Source organism: Cytophagaceae bacterium (assembly GCA_016722655.1).
Lineage (GTDB): Bacteria > Bacteroidota > Bacteroidia > Cytophagales > Spirosomataceae > Leadbetterella.
Map to the genome: position 1 here is coordinate 490,780 of JADKIR010000004.1, position 24,978 is coordinate 515,757.

25 protein-coding genes and 1 pseudogene are annotated in these 24,978 nt (G+C 35.9%); 4 read left to right on the forward strand and 22 right to left on the reverse strand.

Features of this window, described 5'->3' with window-relative positions; genetic code table 11:
* Window positions 1-102 precede the first annotated feature (102 nt).
* Complete coding sequence (locus IPP61_02735; protein MBL0324089.1) at window positions 103-684, reverse strand: hypothetical protein; 582 nt, start codon at window positions 682-684, stop codon at window positions 103-105.
* A 40-nt stretch (window positions 685-724) separates the two neighbouring features.
* On the reverse strand, window positions 725-2,011 hold the full coding sequence (locus IPP61_02740) for a Na+ dependent nucleoside transporter (GenBank protein MBL0324090.1): 1,287 nt from the start codon (window positions 2,009-2,011) through the stop codon (window positions 725-727).
* Between the two features lie 224 nt (window positions 2,012-2,235).
* Here IPP61_02740 and IPP61_02745 point away from each other — a divergent pair.
* Window positions 2,236-2,502, forward strand: a pseudogene (locus tag IPP61_02745) (NupC/NupG family nucleoside CNT transporter).
* Between the two features lie 58 nt (window positions 2,503-2,560).
* Here IPP61_02745 and IPP61_02750 read toward each other — a convergent pair.
* From IPP61_02750 to IPP61_02825, 16 genes are all read right to left on the reverse strand, one after another.
* Window positions 2,561-3,004 carry a nuclear transport factor 2 family protein gene (locus IPP61_02750; protein ID MBL0324091.1) on the reverse strand — a complete coding sequence of 148 codons (444 nt, stop codon included), beginning with the start codon at window positions 3,002-3,004 and terminating at the stop codon, window positions 2,561-2,563.
* Between the two features lie 3 nt (window positions 3,005-3,007).
* The gene (locus tag IPP61_02755; protein ID MBL0324092.1) at window positions 3,008-3,799 is read right to left on the reverse strand and encodes a hypothetical protein; all 792 of its coding nucleotides are present in this window, start codon (window positions 3,797-3,799) and stop codon (window positions 3,008-3,010) included.
* Window positions 3,800-3,867: 68 nt separating this feature from the next.
* Window positions 3,868-4,686 (reverse strand): helix-turn-helix domain-containing protein, encoded by an 819-nt coding sequence (locus tag IPP61_02760; protein ID MBL0324093.1) that lies wholly within the window; start codon window positions 4,684-4,686, stop codon window positions 3,868-3,870.
* Window positions 4,687-4,806: 120 nt separating this feature from the next.
* A complete protein-coding gene (locus IPP61_02765) occupies window positions 4,807-5,298 on the reverse strand; it encodes a hypothetical protein (GenBank protein MBL0324094.1) in 492 nt (163 codons plus the stop codon).
* A 57-nt stretch (window positions 5,299-5,355) separates the two neighbouring features.
* Window positions 5,356-6,321, reverse strand: a complete 966-nt coding sequence (locus tag IPP61_02770) for a hypothetical protein (protein MBL0324095.1) — start codon at window positions 6,319-6,321, stop codon at window positions 5,356-5,358.
* Between the two features lie 22 nt (window positions 6,322-6,343).
* On the reverse strand, window positions 6,344-7,132 hold the full coding sequence (locus tag IPP61_02775; protein MBL0324096.1) for a nuclear transport factor 2 family protein: 789 nt from the start codon (window positions 7,130-7,132) through the stop codon (window positions 6,344-6,346).
* Between the two features lie 21 nt (window positions 7,133-7,153).
* Complete coding sequence (locus IPP61_02780; protein ID MBL0324097.1) at window positions 7,154-7,543, reverse strand: hypothetical protein; 390 nt, start codon at window positions 7,541-7,543, stop codon at window positions 7,154-7,156.
* 46 nt (window positions 7,544-7,589) lie between these two features.
* Entirely contained in the window at window positions 7,590-7,910 is a 321-nt protein-coding gene (locus tag IPP61_02785; GenBank protein ID MBL0324098.1) for a LytTR family transcriptional regulator, read from the reverse strand.
* Between the two features lie 147 nt (window positions 7,911-8,057).
* Window positions 8,058-10,616: a T9SS type A sorting domain-containing protein gene (locus IPP61_02790; protein MBL0324099.1), complete on the reverse strand. Its 2,559-nt coding sequence runs from the start codon at window positions 10,614-10,616 to the stop codon at window positions 8,058-8,060.
* A 16-nt stretch (window positions 10,617-10,632) separates the two neighbouring features.
* Window positions 10,633-11,076 (reverse strand): hypothetical protein, encoded by a 444-nt coding sequence (locus IPP61_02795; protein MBL0324100.1) that lies wholly within the window; start codon window positions 11,074-11,076, stop codon window positions 10,633-10,635.
* Between the two features lie 284 nt (window positions 11,077-11,360).
* Entirely contained in the window at window positions 11,361-12,455 is a 1,095-nt protein-coding gene (locus tag IPP61_02800; GenBank protein MBL0324101.1) for a hypothetical protein, read from the reverse strand.
* An 18-nt stretch (window positions 12,456-12,473) separates the two neighbouring features.
* On the reverse strand, window positions 12,474-12,908 hold the full coding sequence (locus tag IPP61_02805; GenBank protein MBL0324102.1) for a hypothetical protein: 435 nt from the start codon (window positions 12,906-12,908) through the stop codon (window positions 12,474-12,476).
* Window positions 12,909-13,012: 104 nt separating this feature from the next.
* Window positions 13,013-13,768: a hypothetical protein gene (locus tag IPP61_02810; GenBank protein MBL0324103.1), complete on the reverse strand. Its 756-nt coding sequence runs from the start codon at window positions 13,766-13,768 to the stop codon at window positions 13,013-13,015.
* A 150-nt stretch (window positions 13,769-13,918) separates the two neighbouring features.
* Complete coding sequence (locus IPP61_02815) at window positions 13,919-14,632, reverse strand: hypothetical protein (protein MBL0324104.1); 714 nt, start codon at window positions 14,630-14,632, stop codon at window positions 13,919-13,921.
* A gap of 35 nt (window positions 14,633-14,667) precedes the next feature.
* Window positions 14,668-14,985, reverse strand: coding sequence for a hypothetical protein (locus IPP61_02820; GenBank protein MBL0324105.1), 318 nt, complete (start codon window positions 14,983-14,985; stop codon window positions 14,668-14,670).
* A 5-nt stretch (window positions 14,986-14,990) separates the two neighbouring features.
* Complete coding sequence (locus IPP61_02825; protein MBL0324106.1) at window positions 14,991-15,524, reverse strand: hypothetical protein; 534 nt, start codon at window positions 15,522-15,524, stop codon at window positions 14,991-14,993.
* A gap of 4 nt (window positions 15,525-15,528) precedes the next feature.
* Here IPP61_02825 and IPP61_02830 point away from each other — a divergent pair, with 4 nt between their 5' ends.
* A complete protein-coding gene (locus IPP61_02830; protein MBL0324107.1) occupies window positions 15,529-16,845 on the forward strand; it encodes a hypothetical protein in 1,317 nt (438 codons plus the stop codon).
* Window positions 16,846-16,888: 43 nt separating this feature from the next.
* Here IPP61_02830 and IPP61_02835 read toward each other — a convergent pair whose 3' ends face one another.
* The 3 genes from IPP61_02835 to IPP61_02845 form a co-directional block, all read right to left on the reverse strand.
* On the reverse strand, window positions 16,889-17,563 hold the full coding sequence (locus IPP61_02835; GenBank protein ID MBL0324108.1) for a response regulator transcription factor: 675 nt from the start codon (window positions 17,561-17,563) through the stop codon (window positions 16,889-16,891).
* Between the two features lie 46 nt (window positions 17,564-17,609).
* Window positions 17,610-18,659: a hypothetical protein gene (locus IPP61_02840; protein MBL0324109.1), complete on the reverse strand. Its 1,050-nt coding sequence runs from the start codon at window positions 18,657-18,659 to the stop codon at window positions 17,610-17,612.
* 160 nt (window positions 18,660-18,819) lie between these two features.
* Window positions 18,820-19,644, reverse strand: a complete 825-nt coding sequence (locus IPP61_02845; GenBank protein MBL0324110.1) for an N-acetylmuramoyl-L-alanine amidase — start codon at window positions 19,642-19,644, stop codon at window positions 18,820-18,822.
* 129 nt (window positions 19,645-19,773) lie between these two features.
* On the opposite strand from IPP61_02845, the gene IPP61_02850 reads away from it, so the two are divergent.
* Both IPP61_02850 and IPP61_02855 read left to right on the forward strand, forming a co-directional pair.
* Window positions 19,774-20,793 carry a M28 family peptidase gene (locus IPP61_02850; GenBank protein ID MBL0324111.1) on the forward strand — a complete coding sequence of 340 codons (1,020 nt, stop codon included), beginning with the start codon at window positions 19,774-19,776 and terminating at the stop codon, window positions 20,791-20,793.
* A gap of 87 nt (window positions 20,794-20,880) precedes the next feature.
* Window positions 20,881-21,654 carry a tryptophan synthase subunit alpha gene (locus IPP61_02855; GenBank protein MBL0324112.1) on the forward strand — a complete coding sequence of 258 codons (774 nt, stop codon included), beginning with the start codon at window positions 20,881-20,883 and terminating at the stop codon, window positions 21,652-21,654.
* Between the two features lie 158 nt (window positions 21,655-21,812).
* On the opposite strand, the gene IPP61_02860 is transcribed toward IPP61_02855, so the two are convergent.
* Window positions 21,813-24,848, reverse strand: coding sequence for a carboxypeptidase-like regulatory domain-containing protein (locus IPP61_02860; GenBank protein MBL0324113.1), 3,036 nt, complete (start codon window positions 24,846-24,848; stop codon window positions 21,813-21,815).
* Between the last annotated feature and the right edge of the window lie 130 nt (window positions 24,849-24,978).

The window sequence follows — 24,978 nt, forward strand, 5'->3', positions numbered from 1 at the left end:
TAAAGTAAAAAACATTCAAACAAACACAAACTTTGATAGAGGGAATTTCGAACTGAAATTATATAAATTTGTACAGATTTTCTTTTTGCTAATTTTCTTCCTTTACATACCATCTTTTCGTTTAGAAAGCCAATCTCTATATTTACGCTTTAATCGGTTGCGTTTTTCAGTATTATCAACTATCACATCGACCCCACCGTCATAAGGTGCAATGATACATTTCTTTGAAGGGCAGATAAACATTGCTCTAATTTCATCATTGGCAATTACTTTAAGTGCTACATCTATCTTCCCATTTTTCCAATTTTCAGTTTTAATATAAATATCAAATAATGCATTATCTTCATCAAAAAAATCTTCTGGCCTTTCCTCTTTTAGGTTAATTGTCAACACCTTTGAAAATTCCCCAAAGAGCTTTTTGTAATTGCTTATGTTTGGACAGTCATTGAAAAGTCCGAATGAAATTATTATTCCTGTTCCTTCGCCAAAAAGGTCATTAAACAATTGATTTTGTCGATCAAGTATTATGTTATACTCGCTTTTCGATTCAGCATATCTTTTCGATTCAGGCAAATTATGAATTCTAAACCATCGGTCGGGATAAACCCATTTCAATTCGTAATTGATTGGATAAGTTTCCGAAAATTCCTTATTCCAATAATCTATGAATTCACTTTTTAACATTCATAAAAATCGACAAAATAACTAAATCGCTCTATTTCAATCAGTACAGCAGCCCCGCAAAGGTAGCTGAAAGTAAAGAAGCCATACTGCCACCTATTACAGCTTTGATTCCAAACTCAGAAAGTGTCTTTCTTTGTCCGGGAGCAAGTGATCCTATTCCCCCAATCTGTATTCCAATTGAAGCAAAATTTGCGAAACCACAAAGCATATAGGTAGCCATAACTACAGATTTCTTATCTGTAAAATGCAGAGCATTGGCGGTGTTTTTAAGTTCAGCCAACTGCACATATCCTACAAACTCTGATGCAGCCAATTTGATTCCTAACAATTGCCCCATCAGCATCATATCTTCTCTGGCAACCCCAATCAACCACATCAGAGGAGAAAAAACAGTACCCAGAACAAATTCCAACGAGAACTTTTTATATGGAGTATTAGCCGCAATCAAATCATTTAAACCGGTATAGGAGCCAATTACATCTCCCATTAAATAATTTATCATTGCAATAAATGCAATAAATACCAATAACATAGCCGCCACATTGGCAGCAAGCTTAAGCCCTTCCGTTGTACCCGTCGCAATAGCATCGAGCATATTGGAACCGATTTTATCTTTGGTGACTGTCACCGATGTATCGATAATTTCTGTCTGGGGATACAATATTTTTGAGACAACAATTGCACCAGGAGCAGCCATAACTGAGGCTGCCAGCAAATGACGGGCATACTCAGCTTCAGCTACGGGATCGCCATTGCCTAAAAAACCAATATATGCTGCTAAAACTCCACCCGCCAAAGTGGCCATACCGGCTATCATTACCAAAAGAATTTCAGAACGGTTCATTTTTTCAAGATATGCCTTGATCATAAGAGGGGCCTCGGTTTGACCCAGAAAAATATTTCCTGCTACACATAATCCTTCGGCTCCGGAAACAGCCAGCAGTTTGGTCAAAACTTTTGCGAATCCTTTCACCACGACCTGAATAACACCCAAATAAAACAACAGAGAAGTAAGAGCTGAAAAGAAAATAATAGTTGGAATCACCTGAAAAAGAAAAACGTAACCGAAACTTTTTACGTTCATCATATTACCGAGCAAAAATTCACTTCCTGCCCTGGTAAAATTTAAAACCTGAACAAAAATGCCACCCACAAAGTTGAAGGCTTTTTCCACAACCGGGACTTTTAAAACACCAAAAGCAAGTATCAACTGTGCAAGAAGTCCAATACCAACTACCTTAAAATTAATGGCTTTGCGGTTGCTTGATAACAAATATGCTATTCCTAACAAGGCTATGATGCCCAAAATTCCTGTATATCTTCCCATTTAAATTTTTAAAGGTGTGAATTAAATACATTTTTAAGAGAAATGAAAGATTTTGGCTGAATATGAAGAAATTGTTAAGCCTTTCAAAAAAAAAAATACCGAAGGCTTTGAGCCACTGGTATCTTAAAATTGTATGTGAAGTAATAATCCTAGTTGTTAAGTAATCCTGTTAGAAACCAATTGGCTTTTTTGGGATGTAATAAGAATAACAATATGGCAAAAAAACAAAACTTTCCACTAAAGATTTTGTGGCCTATTTAAACCTTATACCTATGATTGAAAGTGGTGCTCTTTCCCCTAAAACCATCGCTATTGTGAGCTTCGCCCTTTGTGGATTTGCCAATTTTGGTTCCCTGGGTATTCAAATAGGTGGAATATCAGCACTTGAGCCTTCAAGAAGAAATGACCTCACGAAAGTGGCAGTAAGAGCCCTTGCTGCTGGTACGCTTGCCAGCTATATGTCGGCTACGTTTGCGGGGCTGTTGTTTTGATTGATAGATATTTAGGAAATGCCTGATTCTGAAAAGGAATCAGGCATTTTTTTTTGATTCAATGACTCAATTGTCTTTGAAAACTATCATGATCCCAGCTGATTATGATTGAGCTAATTTTATCATCATCATCAAAACGGAACACGAAAATATGGTCATTTTCAAATTTCAGGCCTTTAGAGGGTATCCCGGAAAATTCTTTGGCCTGTGTACCAAAAATCGACACATTGCAAGTCAACTCATCGCCGTTTTCTACAAAGGAATCTATGGTATTGTCGATATCTGGAAAAGCATCCATAAGGCCTGACCACAAAGCTTTTCCAAGTTCTGAAACCTTACCAACACCACCCGCTCCTAATGGTGTAAAATTCACATCTGCGTTTGGAGTGCAAAGGTTAATCATTCTTTGATAGTCATGATCTTGATAAGCCGAGAAAAATTCCACGCAAGTGCCCTTTCTGGTGAGTGATGTCACGCTGTCTGTTCTTGTTACTGTTTTCATAATTTATCTGATTTTTTTATAAACCTCTTTAAATCCTTTATTTGTCAAACTGGTTTTTGTAAACGTATTTCCATCAAATTTGATGTTGAAATTATTTCTTGTTCCCACATGTTTTTCATCCCAAGAGTAGGCTTCGTTGGTTTCTGTAAATGTTTTACCATCAAACTGATAAGTGTAAAGTCCGGCTCCATCAAAAGTCTTGGTTTTAGGAAAGAAATAGGCCAAAGCCATTTTTGGGTATTGAAATATCACCACCATTTTGGCGTCTTTATATTTCCCCGCTCCAAACCTATTTTCACCGCCCCAAGTGCCTTCTGTCATTTCCCAAACACCTTCTAATTTTTTGTTTTTGAGGGCTTCTTGACCAATAATTCTTTCAAATTTTTCATTTACATCGTAGTTTGGATATTTTTCAGAATTCATTTTTCCAAACTGTTGAAAACCCTTTTCATTCACAGAATAATTCAGGGATATTTCGGTACCAACGGCTGTAGAATCCCACGGATAGAAATCAATTTTTTCAACATACTTTCTGTCCTTTAAGTGGTAGGTTCCACCTCCCGCACCATCAAATATTTTCCTATTGGGTCGGCGGTCATCATAGAAAAATGTCATCCAGTAGCCATCTCTGAATATTTTAACCACTTTTCGGTCTTGGTCTTGACTCCACTGTTTCATATCACCAAACCTGAATTCTTTCCTTAAAAATGCACCATTAATTTCGGTAATGCTGTCGTCGTTTTTGAATGCGAACAACAAGAATAAGATGGTTACACTGATTACAAACTTCCTCATTTTTTAAATTTTGTTTATGGTACAAAACTCAGAAAGTTTGACTTCGGAAAATTGTAAAAAAGCGACTTTTATTCTAGATAATTGGCCAATTCGAGATTGTTTTTCAGGTAAAATCTGGGAGATTTTCCGGTAAAACTTGTAAATTCCTTAATAAAGTGAGATTGATCGTAATAACCCATTTTATAGATGAGGTCATGCCAGTCATCGATTTTCCACTTTTTTGAGGCCAAAGACGCACACAAATACCCAATCCGGCGAACTCGGGCGTAATACTTGGGGCTCATGCCCACTTTTTGTAAGAATTGTCGTTCAAACTGCCTTCTACATACGTACAATTCTGACATCAGATTTGAAATGTTAACCATCCCTTTTTGATCGAGAATAAGATTGGCCGCATAATCGGTTCTGTCGGGTCCTTTTTTTAGTTTCATGAGCTTAATGGTAAGATAATTATTAAGAATTTCTACTTTTAACTCCTTCGAATTTTCTTCTCTAATTTTATCTGAAATTATATCAATTTCAGTTCCAAAAACATCTGATAGCTCGTATCTGGTATTGACAAATTCATACATAGGCATGCCAAATAAGGTAGAAATTGCGGCGGGTTTAAAAACTACCCCAATCATGCCGATCTTACGGGGCAATTGCAAAAAATAGTTTTGGGTAGCCTGACCTGTTATGAAATTTTGGGGAACGGAAATGAATTTTTCGTTGCCAAGTGTTTTGAAAGAATACGTATCTCCATAGTTAAAAACCATCGAGCCAAACGCTGTAGGCGGCGACTCGATGATTTGATGGTGGACCTCAAAATCCACATTTTCCCAGATGTAAAAACATTCCACGAAAGGGCTTAAATGTGATGCAGCCTGGTATTTTTTATAAAACACTTTTAATCAGTTTTTTATAAAAATATATAATATTTCTAAAAAATTGGAATAGTTTTTATTTAGTGGTAGTTTTATTGTTTACTAGTTTTGGAAATGAATTTTGTCAACCGTTTTTTTTAATCATTTCCAGGACCAAAAATTGTTTTTCATATTGTTATCCGGCACTAAATTGAAGGTCATAATACTAAAATTGGTTTGAATGGGATAAATCAATATAGGATCAGGAACACCGGTTTCAACCTTAATATTTATAAATCTATCAGGCGAAGTACTTGTTCTTCTTTGAAGAGTTCTTCCATCACATATTAAATAGCCTACTGGATGAGTAACTCCGGCAGAAATATGTCTCATAACACTACACGATAATGGAATTCCTCGTTCGGTTCTCACCGAATAACTGTAAAGTCTGGCTTCCGGTAATAAAATCACGATTTTTACACCATGAGATGCATTATTTCCAAACTCGTTACTCACGATTTTTGCTTTAAGTTTAAAACGACCCGGATTTGTAGTATCCACAGCAGCAGATTCGATAGCAGTATCTGCAAAATCTATTTGTGCATTTGATAAAAATGAAATAGAAATAAAGGCTAAGAAAAGAATTGTTTTCATTTTAGTAATTTTTAAAAATTGAATTTTATTTATTAATAATAAGAACCTTATAGGAAATTATTCAGCATATCCAATCACCCTCCAACCGGAATTTTCATACAATAGGGTAACTCCGCCTCTACCGGTAATCGTTAAAGTCCCGCCAGTGTGAGTCACTATTTGATCATTAAATGCTGCTGGTGAAGTTTCGTTATTCAGGATTAGTGTATTAGAACTTGATGTATATAAATACAAAATCATTCCATCTGACCCACCGGCAATTCCATTTAGTGTTACAGTTCCGGTTGTATTAAAATAAATAATCGGAGCCCCGAGTCTATCCAATGCATTTTGGGTACCGACTGTATTAATTGTAGTTTTTTTATTGAGTCTAAAATCTCCTGTAACCTCCAGCTTTGTGGTAGGAGAAGGGGAACCAATCCCCACATTACCTGCACTATTTACAGTAACCCTTTCAACATTATTAGTCCTGATATTTAGCTCCGTATTATCAGTTGTTCCAATAAAATTGGTTGAAGGGTTGGTTCCGGCGTTACCTGATAATCCCCAACCTGAAAAAGATCCTCCACTACCCAATTGTTCGGGAGTAGCAACTCGCCAGCGTTGTTTAGAGCTATCATATATTAAGGCTGTCCCACCATTTCCGACCGGAAAATCAGTCCCATTTGGCGTCAAAATACGGTTGGATGATGTGCTTGAAGCGTTTTCATGCTGAAGGAGGAGCTGCCCGGTAGTGGTGGCACCTGTGGGATACCCATTAAAAACATAAACTATCAATCCGTCCTGACCATCGGCAATGCCGTTTAATGAACCTCCACCTTCAAAAATCAGAACCGACGAATTGTCTCTTGGATAATTTGCCCAACCACCATTTGCAGTTTCTCTTTTTTCCTTTTTAAAGGCCAGGTCTGAATTTACCTGAATTCCGGCTGCTTGTGTAGTCTTAGGATCAAGCGTAATACTTTGACCTAAAACATATGTCGAAATATTCAGAAATAGAATCGTATAAATTAGTGTCTTCATTATAATATTATTTTTAAAGTTTTTAATGTTTTCTATCTGTATGTTGACAAGCCAGCAATGCCCAATTTTCACCGTCATGGGCAAAAGTGTATGTAAATGCCCCATCGTAAGAAGCTAATTTTTGTGGTTCAGTTTTTAGGTACCATTCATGATGAAGATATCCCGTAACTACTGCTGTTTTTCCTGAATGGTTCACACTCAGGTCACTGTATTTTCGGGATGTTTCCTGATAGTAGGTATAAAATCCTACCAGATCTTTTAGTGTTTTCATTTCCGCTTTTCCATCAATAAAGCTCAGCTTTGGATCCGAATTTTCAGTTAAAGTTTTTAATTGATCTTTATTCCACTGGTCATTGAAATCATTCCAGGTTTCCAATGTGAATACGGAGCTACTCGCCAAAGATGTATGCTGTGCAGAGGTCATCAACCACTTATTTTTTTGATTAAAAAATGTATAGGTGATGGCATGTTTTGATTTGATTTTCTGCCCATTTCCCAATAATTCCACATGTTGGTCCAGCTTTGCGGTAACAGTAGCCAAATCTCCATTTTGACTGACTTTTATATCAGAAAATTTCCTGTCAAATTCTTTCACATTCTTAAAAATCCCCTTGGTTTGTTCCACATTTTTAACACTACCATTGTTGTCGATATAGGTAAAACCAGGTGCGGTTTTAGTAGTTAGCCAGGAAACAGGATTTTGGGCAAAATCAGCCATCATTGTCCTGAAAGTAGATTCGGAAAAGGTGCTTTGAGCTGTAAGAGTTTGGGTTACCAGCAATGCGAGAATAAATACGATTAATTTTTTCATGATTAATTTACTTTTTGATATTTAAAATGTTTCTTTTGATATTCTGAGTGTTATAAATATTGATATCAGACCAACCAAAAACCTGATGATGGCATCAACCCAAAAGAAAGTATTTCCCGGGACTCCAGATATTTGTACATCGTAAAAGCCTTTTAGTGAACTACCTATCATTTCTATGGCTGAAATAATTAAGATGATTCGAAGTACTTTTAGGCTAACCTCGTTACGTACAAAAAAAATCAATGCTGCCATCGCAAGGTTAGAAATACCGAGGTATTCCATGATTACGACATGATATGGGTCTGCAGAAACACCATAGGTTTCCAGACTGCCTTTGCCATCGAGAAGCATCATGGCTCCTGTTATTCCACCATAAATGGCCAAAAAGAAAATGTAATTTGAAGTTTTCATTTTTTTTAATTTTTACTTTATTCAAAAACAATTGATTGGAATTTTACTATTGCGAAATCAATATCTGCCGCATCTCCATTCTCCGTCTCCTGCTTACTTTCACAAACGAGGCGTCCTGGAGCTTTACCTCATCGTAATCGGGACGGATGAAATAATGGGAAACCATCTCCCGGTTAATCACCGTGCCACGGTTGATCCTCAGGAATTTTTCTCTGGGCAATCGGCTTTCGATAATGCCCATAGTAGTAGATACCAACACTTTTGTGCCATCCAGAAAAAAAATAGTGGTGTAATTGATGTCGGCTTTGAGCAGCTTGATGCTTTCGGGCCTGACCTGACTTCTGCTTCCAAGATTAATTGTTTCCATGTTTTTTGGGTTGTTTATTAATACTCCAAAGTTCATGAAGAATGAAAGGCAAGACAGCCACCAATACTGGTGGTTTTTCAATAAAAAGACTCTGGTCTGGCCAGAGTCTTTTAAGAATTTGAATGGTTGCTTTAACAGATTAAGAGATTATTGGGAAATCTTGATCAAACGCTTATTCAATATCAAATTATCAGTTTTTATTTTGATGAAATACATTCCAGAGGTTAATCCCTTCAAATCTATTTCTTCCTCATCTTTTGTTATTTTCTTAAAGAATAGTATTCTACCATTGGTATCTACAATCTCCAAATCCTTCGGATTATGGGAGCTTTTAGAAATTTGAAGTGTAAATACTCCTGATGTAGGATTGGGGAAAATTTTAAAATATTCTTCAGATTTTTCTTTTTCTAAGCCCAAAACCTGGTTGACAATTATTTTCAAAATCGAATTATCTACGCTTCCTTCACCACAAGTGTTATTTACAGCACTTATCTTATAGTCAGTACTTACATTTGGCGAAAGTCTTACAGTTGGATTTAGGTCATTTAACTCAAAAGTTTGATTATCTGAAAGCTTAATTTTTATTGTCAAATCGCCTGTTAAATTCAATTTGACATCAAGACTTTGGTATTGTTGAATTGAAGCCTCTTTCGTTTCAAATTTGGCAGTGGGCAATGCCATTATGGTAATTGATGAAGGGCTTACAGACTCAGAAGACGGATTTGTACTGACAACCTTTATTTTAAATCCAGTTCCTGAGACAAAGTCTTTTGGTATAGCTACCTTAATATTTGCTCCTTCCAGAACCGAACTAATCTCTTTGAAATTTGCTCCTTGTTTGTCTGAAATTAATACCGAAAATTTAGTAGTAGCTAAAGGAGCACCATCAAAAGTTAGAGGAACTGTAATCGTTCCACCCGGACAAACGGCAGGTGATGTTATAGCACCTGCACTCAATGAAAAACCTCCTGCAACATTAATGACATAATCGTTGGTTTCGCCTTGCTGTACTCCTGCACAGGCATCTCTCAGATTTGTAACAAATCCCATTCTGAGCCTCAGGGTATAAGTTCCTGACAAGTCCTTGGTTGAGAAAATAAATTTGAAATTTTTGTCTGCAGGCTTGTTTATAGCCGAATAATTAGTCGCATAAATCCGCTCATTCTCATCAAAGGAGCCGTTTTTGTTTTTATCAATCCATGCATAAATATTATGATAGGCCTGAATTTCGTTTTGGATGGTACCTTCAATGGTATAATCTGTATTGGTTTGAAAAAGATACTCTTTCGTATTATTATAACTATAATTGGCCACACTACGACAAGGTGCGTAGGTTTCGTTTAGCGTAGAACCGGCAGCTTTCACAGTCCTGAATACCATATTGAATGTGGTTTCACCACATTTGATATTAACTGGAGGAATACACCCAAACTTTGTTTTAGTGGTTTTCTCAAATACATTACTGTATGCATTTTTGCTATTACTGGGCCTCACCCTATAATAGAAAGTAGTATTGGTGACATTGTCAATTCCCACCAATTCATCGGTATAAATCGTAGTATTTTCGGCTATGCCACCAATAGCCACAAACTCACCTGTGGCAGAGCTAGCCCTCTCAATGATAAAACCAGTTTCATTATTTGAATTATCTTTTAGAAAAAGCTGCATGACTCCGCCCTCATAATTGTTAATACCTGTAATTGTCGGAGGTGTAACAGTTGCGTCAGGTGCATCATATTTTCCAAATGTTGCAGAAGTTTTTCTAAGTGCCAGACCTGCTAAAATTCTTTCGTATTGCCCTGCAGTAAAGCCAGATTTACAATAATTGCTATAGTAGGTCATTATATTGCTCATATCAGGTTTATAAATATCTCCGTTTGCATCTCGGTAATTGGGTGGCAATTCACTACAAAGTGACCTGTCCGGACTATTAGAGGGAATATCGTTGTAAGGGTCGGCTGGGGTGTCACAAAGAAAATCACCGGTAGTTTCGCAATTGGCTCCTGTGTCCCTTTTCACCAGCTCTTTTGCTCCACCATTGTAGTCAAACGGATGATAAAGACTAAAATGATGGCCGATTTCATGCGGTAAACCGGGGTATTTAATATCTCCATAACCACCAATCGCCTGTGCATTCATAATGATCCTATAAGAACTGATTTTTTGAACAGAGGTAGTATTCGGATATTTGGCATAAGAAGCACTAATGAAACCGTCAATGTTTGTATTGTTTACAAAAAAGAGGTTAATGGCATTAGGTATTTCATGAGGCCTGCAAAGCTCTTCTTCGACAATGTTCTCGGTATAACCATCAATTACAACGGTTTCAGTGTTTTTTATAACCAAGTTTTGAAGTTTACTACTTTTGATATAATTGATACTGCCAGTTACAAAAAACTGAATATTTGCTTTTTTATAAACTGCATTGGTATATGCCAATGATTGATTAAAGTCTTTTGAACGAAAAAAACTTGAATTAACAGAGCCAGCATCGTTGATTACAACATGGAGTTTCAGCGGAATATAAATAGTTTCTGCTGATGGGCGGAGATTTACTGCATTTTTTTGAAACTGCCGGATAAATGATTCAACGCCTTCAGATTCTGCCTGTGATTGATGTGTAATTCCACAGAAATTACCCTGATTTTGAGCAAAAATGCCCTTAAAGCTCAAAAGAATAAATATAAATAGTAATCTTGTTTTCATAATTATAGCGTTTTATTTATTCTAAAATATAAGAGACAGCTTGACCGCCGGTTTTAGCACTTGTGGTAACTCTACTGAGTTTTAAAATACTGCCTGAAACCTCGGTTATCGTAAATTCTATTGACCCATTATTTCCTGTAGGCATAGGAGAAAGGTCTTTCAAAATCAATGTTTTATCATTGTTTAATTCATATTGACCCTTAAAAGAATTACCGTCAAACTCAGTCAGTGAAGCTGCCGAAGTATTGGCTAAATCCAATTTGAATTGTGAATACCCTGCCTTTAGGTTGTTGGTGCCAGATTTTGAAAACACTACCGTTCCACCCTCAGTTACTTGGTTGGCTACCCATACTTTTTTAATTTTCTGGGCTACGCCAGGCCCATTGTCGGTTGGAATAGGAGCATCTTTTTTGCAGGCTATCACAAATCCCAATAGTGATAAGAATAAAAATTTCTTCATTGTACTACTAATTTTAATTATGTAAAATTCCGATTATTTAAAGCACCTCACAGCCACCAATTCTGGTGGTTTTTGAGGTATTAAAAGAGTTTTACTTAGATTTAAATTGTATTAGTAGACTATTTTTTTCAATTTCTTAGAATATTTGTGTCTTCACTTTTTACCCTTTTATAATATTGACAATTCGTAAATTCACTCAAATCCAATTTGTCTCCATAATAAAATTTTAACTCTAAATACAACTCTATAGAAAGCTATTCGTCTTACGCCAATGACATTCAGAATTACAATTTCTTAATAGTTCCGTATTTGTATCCTGAACAATCTTTTATATAGGCAATAAAGGAAATATTCTTTGCTGGTGGCTTTGAGGATATGTTGAATGTATATACCGCACTTACTTGTCTTGAACCCAAGGAAATAGTAGTTACCCCTTCATCTCCAATTTTAAAAGGAGTATCTGTTAAACCAGTTTTATAAATGAATCCATGATCTTCAACAATGTGGTTCGCTTTATAGTCTATACTACCTTTAAAAGTCATAATTTGGGCAAAAGGATTTATTACACCATCCAATGTAAAAACCGTGGCTTTTGACGGCAATATCCTTAGCGTAAATGCACCTGATGATTGCGAAACGCATCCGTTGCTACTACATGTCACACTATAAATCGAGGTGGTATTTGGTGTTTTTGAAAGCCCAGTGGTTCCATCATTCCAAATTAAAGTTCCCACATTACATATAGTATTTGGTAATGAAAATGTTGAGCCTTCGCAAACATCAAATGAAGAAGCAGTAATATTTGGTTGATTGGGTTTAGGGTTAACTGTTACCTCAATGGCATTTGACACCACACTAGTGCAGTTTGCTACACACTGTGCCGTGTAAGTTCCAGCCGAATTGACTGTAATGGTATTCGTAAGAGCTCCATTGCTCCATTTTACAGTACTTCCCGAGGCACAATTTGTTTTTAATTTTAGAATGGTACTCTCTCCGGCACAAATAATTCTTTTGTCTGTTTCTATTTCAGGTGCCCTGGTAGTGCATTTTACATCAATGTTTTTTGATATCGAGGATTGTCTCTCACCCCCACATCTGCTTACTGTCAACTTCACAGAATACGGGGTGTCGCGATATACAAATGGTTTCGTAGGATCAAAAACTTTAGAGGTGGTGCCGTCTCCAAATTCCCAGGAATAGCTTTCGGCATTAACTGAATTATTTTTGAACGTAACTATATTATTGTTTATGATCGGGGTAAAATCTGCAGTTATAGTTTTGAAAGCCGGACTTTCCTGATCACAATCGTTTAGGAATTCTTTTGAACAACTAAAAAATAGTAATGCCAAAACAAGGATTGTATATTTTATATTTTTCATATTTTTAAAAATTAAATTTTATTTTTTTAAGGAAATCAAACCACCGATATCAATGGTCCATATAAGACCTGACAAGCTCCAAAGAGCAGTGCTCAATGAATTAAATTTGTTAGCATTATTTCTATTTTTCGTAATAGCGGTTTGATTCAGTGACCTGTTATAAGCCTCAACATAATTATTGGATTTGTTTTGAGTAATAATGCCTCCAGCCAAGGCACCATATCCTATGATGCCCATCCAGATTCTTTTTGAGTTTTTTCTTACTATTTTGTCTCCAAGACCAGGCATTAGTATTGATTTGCCGATGGCTTGTTTTTTTAGTACAGAAAAAGGCAATGGCATAGTCTGCGTTTCGACACTATCAATGGTTTTGGTTGGAGTTACTTCCTGAGCAATCATTTGACTTGATACCAGACATAGTAATCCCAGGAGTAAGGTTTTCCGGTTTTTCATTTTACTTTTTAATTTGATTTTGCTTACTTAATTGGGCATCGGCATTCCCTTTTTATGAAATTCTCACGGTGATATTGTTTACCACTTTTTATATGTATAATTCCTCAATTATTATAATAAACTCCCATACCGGACATTATCCTTCGCTCAAATATGTCCATATTTACATCAATAGGATTACTTCGTTTTCTTTGAAAGGCTCTCTGTTTTTCTATTTTTTGTTGTTCCAATTGTTGCTGATATTCAATAGATTGCCGTTGTGATAGAGTAAGAGTTGGCCGGTAAAATTTTATTGAATTGAAAATCGCTTCCAGATCCTCATCTGTGATGCTTCCATCCTGATAACCTGTCAATATGTAAGTAAAAACCAGACCTCCAGTATTTGGAGAAGCCACATAGAAAATTTTTATAAAAGTGCCGTTCATATTGAAACTGGCAACCGACTGGTCTTCATTTACATTAAAACCTATCAATTGTAAATTTCCGATTAAACTTCTATTTGATTGTGAGGTAGGTGCAGCTACCAATATCTCATTTGAAACCTCTGCCACTGAATTATGCAAAATCAAGGAGGTATTTTGGGCATTTTTAATTCTTAATTTTAAATTTTGAGGCAATGAAAATGAAAATCCATAATCATCATTTTTCACTATTCTTCCATTGTCTGTTTTTTGAAAATCAATTTCTCCATGCTCAGAAATTGAATTATTTTTTTTATCCAATTTAGAATGATCACGGTCAAATGAAAATGCCAAATTTGAATATGGTTTTAAATATTCTCTTACATTATCAAGTTTTTGATAATGCCAAACCGCTATTGACATAATTACCAGATGTTTTAAATTAGAAAAATTGCTCATGCTGATTCTCTTTAAATGAAAAATTTATTTATCGTTGATTCAAAATTCCGAATATTTGAAGCCCCTCACAGCCACCAATTCTGGTGGTTTTTGAGCATAAAAAAACCACCCTTGTGAGGTGGTTATTATTTGAAAATTAAAATCTAAAGGCTATGAAAGAAATTTCTCAAATCTGGCATATAAAAATGCCCTTATGAATAGCAACTGCCCAATCAGGGAAACAAAATTGCGAAAAAGAGAAACTTTAATAAACAATACATAATCAGTAGCCGACAGCTTATCTCCAATAAAAGACATCACAATAGAAAGTAGATTGGGGATTAACAAACCTAAGGAAATCAAAAAATAAGGGTTTTTCCACAGACTTAATGAGGGCAATTGGCGGTACAATTTCCAGAAATAGGCCATGGGAAGAATGATAAGAAGTCCTCTGTTAATAATAGAATTTACCGTGCCATAGTTTCTCCAGCCATCAATGTATATAGCAATCAATATGCATATCAATAATAGAGCCCAGTTGGCTATTCTCCAATTTTTTCGAGGTTTTAGCTCAAGTATCAAAAAATAGAATGGCAAAAGGAAGGCTATGTCTATAAGCCTTCCATACAATGCCATAAAATTGGTATCAGTAATACTGAATTTATTGAGCCATGGAATCCACCAGGAGGTATAAGTTTTTACTGACCATAAAAACAGTTCTTCTAAGCCATTAAACACAAATACTGCGATGGCGTAATAAAAAAACTTAGCTATATTTTTACCAAAGCTCTTAAATTTATAGAAACCAAAAAGAACAGTAATAGCAAGAAAAAAATAGGTAATGCTACCAACTATATTATAAATATTTTCATACTTTTCTTCCATTTATTTTAGGGTACTTTTTACTTGATAAAGAGAAGCTATTTGTTTACCACAAATTTAGCATAACCCGCTCTATAGAAAGCTATGGCAAAAAAGACTTGGCCAATAACTGCAAAAATATTTCTTACTAACGAAAGCTTTACAAACAAAGGGAAGTCAGTTTCATTGAGTTTATCACCAGAAAATGACTTAAAAAAGCTAGAAAGATTTGAAAGTAAAAGGCCAATGCCAAAAAGGGAAATACATAATGTTTTTACATTAAATATCTTTAATTTAAAACCTGGAAAGAGAAGTATCAGGTAGCCAACATAAATGCCACTACCCGATAAAGAAAAAATCCTCTCCAATGTAATCATAATTATCATGGTAGTCTAGTACCTGTATGATTTGGATCGGGTCCACCACCACCCATTGGAAATGTAAGCTGGTCTAATGTAAATGAAGATGGGTCCCCATTTAACTCACATTTAACTAGTATAATTGACTTAGGAATTGACTTAGGAGTTGTATATGAATTATCTACAAATACTGCCAAATAATTAGCATTTCTTCTTGGGTTTCCCCCCCAATAAGAGGCCATACTCCAAAAATCGACTAATGGTAAATAATAAGCTCCTAATTTTCCAGTGCTATCGGTAATTGCATAATCGATTGATTGTATTTTACTATTATTTAGATAGTCGTAATGAATTGTCAGTTCAAGGTATTCTGGCTGAAACTTAAATTTGCTTATTCTTGATATTTCGTATCTTGCACGAGCTTTAACCAAAGCAAATTTATATTTTGTTAGCGGTAATGGGATTAATTTGACAAATTCCGAATAATTTGGAAGACTTATTCCAAAATTTCCCTCAATTGTTCTTATAAAACTAATTGTCGTATCTAATCTAGGCATAATAATGAAAAATTTATATTTAAAAATAGTACTAATTTTGTTGATATCATTCTCTTTCAATTACACTTTTTCTCAAGGAAGAGTATTATCTCTAGTTATACAGCGAAAAAGTGCTTGGTGTTGGGCAGCTTGTTTACAATACTTTATTCCAGATTCTACACAATGTAGTTTAGTGAAAATTGCTAATTCAAGAAGTCCTACCTGTAACTATGAATGCAATGATTTTGACTGCGAAAATTGCAACCAAGCATTTGTTTTTTATAGTTACGACTGGCGTAGGGAGCCTTGTTATTGCCTTGGAGGTATTGAATACTTTTTTGATTCATTAAAATTTAATAGTAAAGAACATACATCTCCTCCATCATGGCTTTTTTTAAAATTGAAGCTTCAATATGAGGACATAATTCTTTTTACTTCCAGCAAATCATATACCACTGAGAATAATACCACAGGGCATTTTGTAATTGCTAATAAAGCGTATAATAATTCAGGTCAAAAATTTTTACGGATTCTAGATCCTTGGCCAGTTAACCGCGGCAGAGTATATGATGCTAATTTAACAGATAGTTTACGTTGGACTGGATCTGATACAATTATTGCTTCTATTCAATACTTTGTTGATAATATTAATTCAGACTACCAAAGATTTGAATTAGAGGAATTTGGTAATTTTTCGTCGCTAAAACCCAATGCTTCAGTCAGATCAAATAATTCCAAAGTTTTTGTTAAAAATCAAATCAATTGTAATCCTGGCTCTTACTGTTCAAACGCTAAAGCGGTTATTCATAAAATTGACATCCGGGATGTTTTAGCAAACAACTATAGTTCTAAAACGAGGAGCATGATTTACCAGTTTGCCAATGAAAATGGTAAACAATACTTATTACAGAAAAAGAAAGCTTCAATGTCTTATAAATATTTTAGAAATAAAAATCTATTTAACAGAATTAACCCCTTTAGTTTTTGGGTTATTGATAAAATCTTTTATAATTTTTCATACCTCAGCGAATATCAACTTAAAGGAAAACCTTTGGAAAATATTGATATAAAACTTAATGATAAAACATTATTTCTGGGAGGAAAAGGAAATCTATCATTTAAAATAATTGAATATGAATTCCTTCAGACATGGTTTTACGTTTTTGAATACAAAGGAGAGGAATATGTATTTTTTGAATCTAAGGAAACCCTTCAATTAATTAGTGACTCACAATTATCTCCATTCGTACCATACCGATTTAATGAAATAAAGAGCATTTTAGAAAAAAAGACCAAGGAGGAAATAAATAAATTACCCAAAGGTGGAATATTCTCCCTCTGAAATCCCAACACCAAGAAATCAAAGAACTTTATTCGAAAATAACTTAAACCAACCTCCCCTCAATAGCCTTGGCGACTGCTTCTGGGGCGGAGTTTACGTGTAATTTTTCGTAAATGTTTTTTACGTGCCAATGCACGGTGTGATAGCTCAAAAACACTGTGTCGGCTATCATTTTATAGCTTTTGCCTTTTACCATTAGGCCTAATATTTCCTTTTCTCTTTCTGTCAATTCCACATAAGTGCTTTGGCTGGCCACAAACTGATTTTGGAACATCTTCATGGCTTTCAGAGCTATCGTAGGGCTCATGTGCCCGCCTCCATCATATACATCCATGATGGCTTGCAGCATCAGCTCCGGGTCGGGGCTTTTGAGCACATAACCATTCGCTCCGGCACATATCGCCGAAAATATCTTATGCTCATCTTCAAACACCGTCTGTATCAAAACCTTTACTTCCGGGTGACTGCTTTTTATCTTTTTCAGAGCATCTATTCCGCTTATTCCAGGCATCTGAATATCCATCAGCACCACATCGGGTTTATGTTTTCTGATTTTTGAAAGCACCTCATTGGCATCGCCAAAAGCTCCGGCAAACAAAATCCCCTCCACACCCTTAAAGAAATTGGTCAGGCTATTTCTATAGCTGGTATTGTCTTCAAACAATATCACGGTTACCAATTTCATTGCTTCTTCCACCATTTCGTTTTTTTTATGCAAATATTCTGCTTTTTGATTTCCCTCAAACCCACCAATATTGGTGGAATTATAGTTCAGGTATCAAAAGTGAAATCTGAGTCCCTTTTCTTTTTTCACTTTTTATTTCAAAATCCATAAAACCTTCTTTAGCTCTTTTTTCAAAGTTTTTCAGTCCGTTTCCATGGTTATTCGGGTCTTTTTCAAATCCTATCCCATTGTCTTTCAGGCTGATACTAATCCCTTCTTTAATCTTTTTTATATGCATTTCAGCTACAGTGGCTTCAGAATGTCTTGCAATATTGTTTAAAGCCTCTCTGATAATCATATAGGCATTCCGCCGCTGCTCCATCAAAAGTTTTGGTGCTTTTTTGTCATTTAATTCATTGAGAAATATGAGCTCTATACCTTTTGCATTAAAAATTTGAAAAGCAAAGGCACGAAGTTTTTCTATGAGTTTTTCAAAACTGTCATTGTCAGGATTAATAGTCCAAACCGTGTCTCTGATCGTGTGAATGGTTTCCTCAGAGTCGGTTTTTATTTGAGCCAGCATACTTTGTATTTCGGGATTTGCCGCTCCTATTTTTCTGTTTACCAGATTTGAGGACATCGCAATACTACTCAAGGTAGCTCCCACTTCATCATGCAGGTCAGAGGCTATGCGGTTTCGCAACACTTGAACCTTCATTTTTTGCCGGAAAGAGTTGATAAGATAAAAATAAAACCCAGCCCCGATTAATAACATTGCATACAAAGCCAGTGAAGGCCAAAACCACCATTCCTCAGCCAATTCTCTCTCCACTTCAATTTTTGCAGAGCTACTTTCAATTACTTTTCCTCCCGAATATTTCTTTATAATAAATGTATAGTTCCCACCTTTTAAGTCGGTGTATCTGATTTCAGGATAAGATGAAAAATTGGGCTTCTGATCAAATCCTACTAATTGATAGCTGATAGAATCGCCAATAGTTTTTGAATTATTTACAAAAAATCTAATGTCGTTTTCAAGGGCATTAAATTGCAAAATCGTGTCTGAAGGTTTTAAAATAACCCTTTCATTGGTAATGATTTTTACCAGAGGATTTACCGTTAAAATCAAATGAAACAATATAAGTTTCATAGAATGAGTAGGTTATTTTACTTTTATAGGGTAACCAAATGTATATTAAATAATTGACTTTCGTCATATTTTTTGATTTATTTTTATTATTCGGTCAAAAACAAAAATACCGAAGGCTTTGGGCCTCCGGTATCTTAAAATTGTATGTGAAGTAATAATCCTAGTTATCAAGTAATCCTGCGAGAAACCAATTGGCTATCGCTTGTCTGTTATCGGGGATGAGCAACCTCTTGCGGTCGTACTCATTCGTGATATTCCCGAGCTCAATAAATACTACAGGAGGCTTAGAGGCTGTGATAGTCCAAAGTGCTCTTGGTTTCACTTCACCATTATAGCCACGGCCTTTCTGCTTAGCATCGTATTTAGTCTTAATAGTTTCATACATACCTTCAGCCAATCTCTTGCTTTCGGGCTTGTTTTCATTGTAATAAAAGAAAATATCCACTTTATGATCGGTATATCTTGAGTCAACGTGGGTTTCAATTACCCTTTGAATCTCATATCCTTTGGCTTTATTTTCTTCGTATAAACTATTGATAATCTGTGTTCTTTGTCTAAGCCTCTGCGATTGATTCAAAGGGATTTTCTCTCCACCCCACACTACCTCATCGGTATCTACATCAAGATATTCTTCATCTCTGATGCCATCATTTTCGTCCCTCACAATCATATATACCTTTGCCCCATGTGATATCAGGTTTTTTGCTAATCTCAAACTTACATCATAAGCATATTCGTCTTCTGCCACCATATTACCATTTACAAGGGTATTGGCACCGGGATCAGGTCCGCCATGACCACTTACGATATAATAAACATGCTCTTTTAACTCCTGGTCAACAATTGGAGTAAAAGCATGGTCATCACCAAATATTTCATAATTTACAGAAGCAAATCCGGCAGTTTTTTTGGGCTTTTTATCATCTACATTTCCAAAAAGCAGAAAAGTTATTAGGTTTAGACCTAAAGTAAATAATAATTTCATAAGAGTAAAGTTAATTAGAAAAGCTCACAGACTAAGTCTGCTTGTAAAATGTAAATTTCAAATACTGTGCCAAAAAATTATTTTTTTCATTCATTAAACTTATTTTTGTTAAAAATTAACTCAAAAACAATGTCCAAAAGTATATTAAGATACTCACTTATAGTATTTTATACTATTTTTTTGTTTTCATGCAAATATTCCAACAATGCCTCTGAAAATCAGTCCACCGAAACAGAAACTGCAACTCAAGCTATAGTAAAAGCTCCTGAATTTTCGCAAGACTCAGCATATAAATTTACAGAAAAACAGGTTTCATTTGGGCCGAGGGTACCAGGGAGTTCTGCTTCACAAAAATGTGGTGATTGGTTGGTAAAAAAATTCAAAGAATATAAATTAGATGTCACCGAGCAGAAATTCAATGCTGTATTGTACAATGGAAAATCAGTGCCTTCCAGAAATATCATTGCCAGTTATAACCCCGGTGCGGCTAAAAGATTGATTTTTGCCTCCCATTGGGACTCCCGACCTTACGGTGACAAAGATAAATCTGTGAAAAATAAAGCCATTGACGGTGCCAATGACGGTGCCAGTGGCGTTGCTGTAATTTTGGAAATGGCTCGAATTATCAGCAGGGATAGCCTGAATATTGGTGTAGATTTCATTCTATTTGACTCAGAGGACTGGGGTGCACCCCAAGATTTTACAGGTGATGTAAAACATGAATATGGCGGATATTGCCTGGGGTCTGAATATTGGTCGAAAAATCTGCATAAAACAGGATATTCTGCATATTTTGGAATATTGCTGGATATGGTTGGGGCAAAAGATGCAACCTTTCAAAAAGAAGGAGTTTCAGTCGCAGTGGCTCCATCAATTGTTCAGAATGTATGGAATACGGCTTCTCAACTTGGTTTCAGTAATTTTTTTGTAGAAAGCACGGGTTCTCAAATTACTGACGACCATGTTCCGGTAAATACAATTGCAAAAATTCCGATGATTGACATCATTGACACCCGAAATACTGACAACCTGTTTTTCGAGCACCATCATACCATGCAGGACAATATGAGTAATATTGATAAAAACACTTTGAAAGCTGTGGGGCAAACTATGCTCCAGGTTTTATACAATGAGACTACTGAAATGTAATTCTTATTCAAATTATTATTATTCTTTAAATTTTGGAATGCCGGATACAAATATTAGTATTTTTGCACTTTCCAAAAAATAGACCTAATGAACCGTATAGAGGAGCTTTTTAAGAACAATAAACAAAATATACTCAACATATATTTCACTGCCGGTTTTCCTGAACTTAAGGATACTTTACCTATACTTCAGGCACTTCAAAACTCAGGGACTGATATAGTTGAAATTGGAATGCCTTATTCTGACCCCGTTGCGGATGGCGAAACTATTCAGGGCTCAAACCAAAAAGCTCTTGAAAACGGAATGTCAGTTAAGGTTTTGTTTGAGCAGCTCGCTGGCTTTAGAAATCATGGAATTACAGTTCCCGTAGTTTTGATGGGGTATTTCAATCCGGTTTATCAATATGGTGTGGAAGAATTCTGTAAAAAATGCAGTGAAGTTGGCATTGACGGGTTGATTTTACCTGATTTACCATTAGATGAATTCAATGATCACTACCGAGAAATTTTTGAAAAATATGGCCTGCTAAATATATTTCTAATTACTCCACAAACGTCTGAAGACAGAATCAGAAAAATCGACGGGATATCAAAAGGATTTATTTATATGGTTTCATCTGCAAGTGTTACGGGTGCAGTCACAGGTGTAAGTCATAACATGGAAGAATACTTTGAAAGAGTCAATGCCATGAACCTTAAAAACCCCCGCCTTATAGGATTTGGAATAAAAGACAAGGAAACTTTTGCTCAGGCCGCAAAATCAGCGTCTGGGGCCATTATTGGTAGTCAGTTTGTGAGAGTATTGGAAACCGCAACTGACCTACCGGCAGATATTGAAAAATTTGTAGAATCTTTAAGATAGATTCTTATAAAATTTTTGAATAAAGAGGCTTCTGAAAAGGAGCTCCATTTATTTTTGCACAAAAAAAAAAGCCCTCCAATGGAAGGCTTTTTTCACTTAAACCAAAGAAAATTATGAAGTTTGGCCGGAGCCAATTATCGATAATTTTTGGTATAAGTTTATCTGTTAAATAATTCGTCGTAAGCTATTGATACATAATACATTGAACCTACATACGCACTTCCATAAGCCTGAACGTATGGTTTTCCGCCAATGTTTGTTCCACCAAGTTTGATAACAGACTTCACAGCAGGAAGTTTATAACTTACTTGTGCGTCGATATTAAATATTGATGGTACTGTTGTATTTCCAAATAAAGGCACTGTGCTTGTAGTTGGAACTACGAAACTTGATTCCCAAACAAATGCATCCTGATAACGTGCAGAAACATTGAAACCAAATTTTTCACCACTACCCAATCTTTTTGCAAAATTAACATTATACCTGTTTTTCGGAGAATTAAATCCAGCATATTGTTGCTCTGGGGTAGCAACAAAGTTTTTAAGTCTGTTTACAGCCCAGTTTCCACCTATACTGTATCCTTTAGGAAGGGAATAATTTAAACCTAAAGCCCAACCGTCAGCAGTTATTTTTTCGCTGGTATTTGATACTCTTTGATAGCCTTTGAAATTTCCCACACCAATGCCCGAAGCTAGCGGAAGACCAGCAGCTGCCGGTGCAGTTGGCACCACGATAACCGTTCCCCCAATAAAATTACTATATACACTACTGTAATAATAAGTATCAACAAACAATTTCTTCCCTATCAGACCTTTATATCCAATCTCCCAAGATTTGATTCTTTCAGGCTGAAGTTTAACAGGAGAGTATTTTGGAAGTACATCTAAGGCAAAAGCAGGTGTCACCTGAGTAGCTAAAGCATTGGCTTGAGAGGTAACATTAGCTGTAATCAGATCCTTAACTGCCTGGCTACCCATTTGTGCCGTAACCTGAGCCTGAATAGCGGCCGGGGCAGCTTCAGCCGGCAATTGTCCTGCAGCAACTAAAGCTTGTACAGCTGCAGTTACCTTTGAAACCACACCTGCTTGTACTGCTGCTATTACGGCACTTTGAATAGCAGAAAGGTTTGAAGTAACAAATGCACCAACATTTGCTGCCAGTTTTTGTTTGGCTGCGGCATCCAAATATTTAGAATTAGCTCCATTAATCTGAAAATCAGCCAATACGTTTCTTGGAATACCTGCAGTAAGATTATACCTGGCATTAAACTCATCCATACCTCCTACCAATGTTCCAGTAGGCGTGGTAAGGTCAATATATTGATTTTGAGTAGTTGGAATTCTGAAGCCAGTTTGATAAGATGCTCTGATATTGTGATTACCAAAAGTTGAAATAGCTGATACTCTTGGTGTAAACTGACCGTCAAAATTTTGATTTTTATCATATCTAATTGAACCAATCAGCTTAAGATGATCTCCAAAAAGGTTTTTACTTGCCTGAGTAAAAGCACCATATTCATTTATCGGAATTACTCCGTCTCGGCCATCTTTAGTATCAGAGAAAAGTGTTCCGTCTGATTTTAGTCTATATTGTCTTACATTGGCACCGGCAATCAGATCAATAAATTTAATTTGATTCTTGAAATTGTAAAACCCTTCTGCGTGATACATATCAGTTTTATCTGTAAATGCACTACCTCCCTTACTTATAGGCATTTCTCTATATTTGTCAAGTAAAGTATTGAACTGATCAGATCCCGGTTGTGGCATGTTTTTGTCCGCAAAAGCTCTGGCAGTAGCATGTGCATTAGCCTCTGAAATATTAGGATTTAGAGATTTAGCCTGAACAAATGCTCCTACATACTCCCCAAACCAATTGGCGTGAGGCTTTGCTTCGTTTAGCATATCTACAGCTGTCAAACCTGCCAAAAACGATTGTCCTGAATTCTCCTGAGTAGTATATCCTCTCAAAGTGAAATTATCACCTCTTAACTCAAGTTTCCCCTGCATTATGTTAAAATTACGAAGACCGTAACGACCCGTTCCGGTATAAACTGTAGTTCCATATCCATAATTAATCTGTCCTATCGCTTCAATTTTTTCAGTAATTCTGTAGTGCAAAGCGGCATTTACCTTGAAGCTTTTAGTATTATAATCCATTAGATCGCTTTCGCTATAACCAGTACGGCTAACTATTGTATTAGGCACAAGTCCTCTGGCATTTGCAGGGAGTAAACCACCTTTTACCAATGCATCTGCAACGGTCCCAAGATTAGTTTGCACCTCATCACCATAAACGTTTAATCCATCATAATCCAATGCTGAGCGGTCATTTGCTCCACCTTTTACATAATTAAGGTTATCAGTGCTATTGGCTTCCCAGTCTTTAGCCCCCAAATATGACAAGTTTACTTTAAATGCCACTTTGTTATTGAAAGCTTTGGCATATCTTAAGGACATATCATAAAAAGGAGTAGTTTGAACAGCTCTGTTCGATGCACTCATAATACCACTTTTGATATTAGCACTAAGTCCCTGGTATAAAAACGGGCTTTTAGAATTCATCAATACTAATCCATTCAATGCATTTGGACCATAAAGTGCAGAAGCAGCACCAGAAACTAACTCTACGCTCTCTACGTCAAGTTCAGGCATACCAACTATATTATCTACAGGAAAATTAAGTCCAGGTGCCTGATTGTCCATTCCATCAATCATCTGCACAGTACGCACGTTACCGGTCGAATTAAACCCACGCATGTTGATAGATTTAAATAGCAAACCTTGTGTAGTCAAATCCACACCTTTCATGTTTCCAAGAGCATCATAAAAATTTGGAGCAGTAGTTTCTCTTATAGCTCTCAAATCCAGCTTTTCAACCGAAACCGGAGATTTCATCACACTTTCCTCCATCCGGGATGCAGATACAACCAACTCCTGACCCATTATGTTTTCCTCTTCGAGACTGATATTTATAGCAGCATTTTCTGATTTAAGGGTGTATTCCTGGCTTTTATATCCCACCGAAGAGATTACCAATTGAAATGGCACGGGAGTTGCGGTAGTAAAATCAAATTTACCATTTAAATCGGTAATGGTACCAATGATTTTTCCTTTGATTTGAACACTAACTCCTACCAAAGGCTCTTTGGTACGAGCGTCAGAAATCATCCCTGAAACCTTGGTTTGAGCCATAACAAATACAGAAGTGGCTAAACTAAAGATGGTAATCAGGAATAATTTCTTAAGATTAGGGTATAAATTTAACATAGTTTAAAAGGTTATTATTTGGTTAAGAAACTAATTCGTTGGTCAAAAATAAGAA

Coding starts and splice junctions, on each gene's coding strand:
- IPP61_02815 (MBL0324104.1), bottom strand. CDS start 14,632: ATGGAAGAAAAGTATGAAAATATTTATAATATAGTTGGTAGCATTACC.
- IPP61_02770 (MBL0324095.1), bottom strand. CDS start 6,321: ATGAAGACACTAATTTATACGATTCTATTTCTGAATATTTCGACATAT.
- IPP61_02855 (MBL0324112.1), top strand. CDS start 20,881: ATGAACCGTATAGAGGAGCTTTTTAAGAACAATAAACAAAATATACTC.
- IPP61_02795 (MBL0324100.1), bottom strand. CDS start 11,076: ATGAAGAAATTTTTATTCTTATCACTATTGGGATTTGTGATAGCCTGC.
- IPP61_02850 (MBL0324111.1), top strand. CDS start 19,774: ATGTCCAAAAGTATATTAAGATACTCACTTATAGTATTTTATACTATT.
- IPP61_02775 (MBL0324096.1), bottom strand. CDS start 7,132: ATGAAAAAATTAATCGTATTTATTCTCGCATTGCTGGTAACCCAAACT.
- IPP61_02750 (MBL0324091.1), bottom strand. CDS start 3,004: ATGAAAACAGTAACAAGAACAGACAGCGTGACATCACTCACCAGAAAG.
- IPP61_02790 (MBL0324099.1), bottom strand. CDS start 10,616: ATGAAAACAAGATTACTATTTATATTTATTCTTTTGAGCTTTAAGGGC.
- IPP61_02825 (MBL0324106.1), bottom strand. CDS start 15,524: ATGCCTAGATTAGATACGACAATTAGTTTTATAAGAACAATTGAGGGA.
- IPP61_02755 (MBL0324092.1), bottom strand. CDS start 3,799: ATGAGGAAGTTTGTAATCAGTGTAACCATCTTATTCTTGTTGTTCGCA.
- IPP61_02780 (MBL0324097.1), bottom strand. CDS start 7,543: ATGAAAACTTCAAATTACATTTTCTTTTTGGCCATTTATGGTGGAATA.
- IPP61_02800 (MBL0324101.1), bottom strand. CDS start 12,455: ATGAAAAATATAAAATATACAATCCTTGTTTTGGCATTACTATTTTTT.
- IPP61_02830 (MBL0324107.1), top strand. CDS start 15,529: ATGAAAAATTTATATTTAAAAATAGTACTAATTTTGTTGATATCATTC.
- IPP61_02735 (MBL0324089.1), bottom strand. CDS start 684: ATGTTAAAAAGTGAATTCATAGATTATTGGAATAAGGAATTTTCGGAA.
- IPP61_02845 (MBL0324110.1), bottom strand. CDS start 19,644: ATGAAATTATTATTTACTTTAGGTCTAAACCTAATAACTTTTCTGCTT.
- IPP61_02820 (MBL0324105.1), bottom strand. CDS start 14,985: ATGATTACATTGGAGAGGATTTTTTCTTTATCGGGTAGTGGCATTTAT.
- IPP61_02805 (MBL0324102.1), bottom strand. CDS start 12,908: ATGAAAAACCGGAAAACCTTACTCCTGGGATTACTATGTCTGGTATCA.
- IPP61_02785 (MBL0324098.1), bottom strand. CDS start 7,910: ATGGAAACAATTAATCTTGGAAGCAGAAGTCAGGTCAGGCCCGAAAGC.
- IPP61_02740 (MBL0324090.1), bottom strand. CDS start 2,011: ATGGGAAGATATACAGGAATTTTGGGCATCATAGCCTTGTTAGGAATA.
- IPP61_02765 (MBL0324094.1), bottom strand. CDS start 5,298: ATGAAAACAATTCTTTTCTTAGCCTTTATTTCTATTTCATTTTTATCA.
- IPP61_02860 (MBL0324113.1), bottom strand. CDS start 24,848: ATGGCTCAAACCAAGGTTTCAGGGATGATTTCTGACGCTCGTACCAAA.
- IPP61_02810 (MBL0324103.1), bottom strand. CDS start 13,768: ATGAGCAATTTTTCTAATTTAAAACATCTGGTAATTATGTCAATAGCG.
- IPP61_02840 (MBL0324109.1), bottom strand. CDS start 18,659: ATGAAACTTATATTGTTTCATTTGATTTTAACGGTAAATCCTCTGGTA.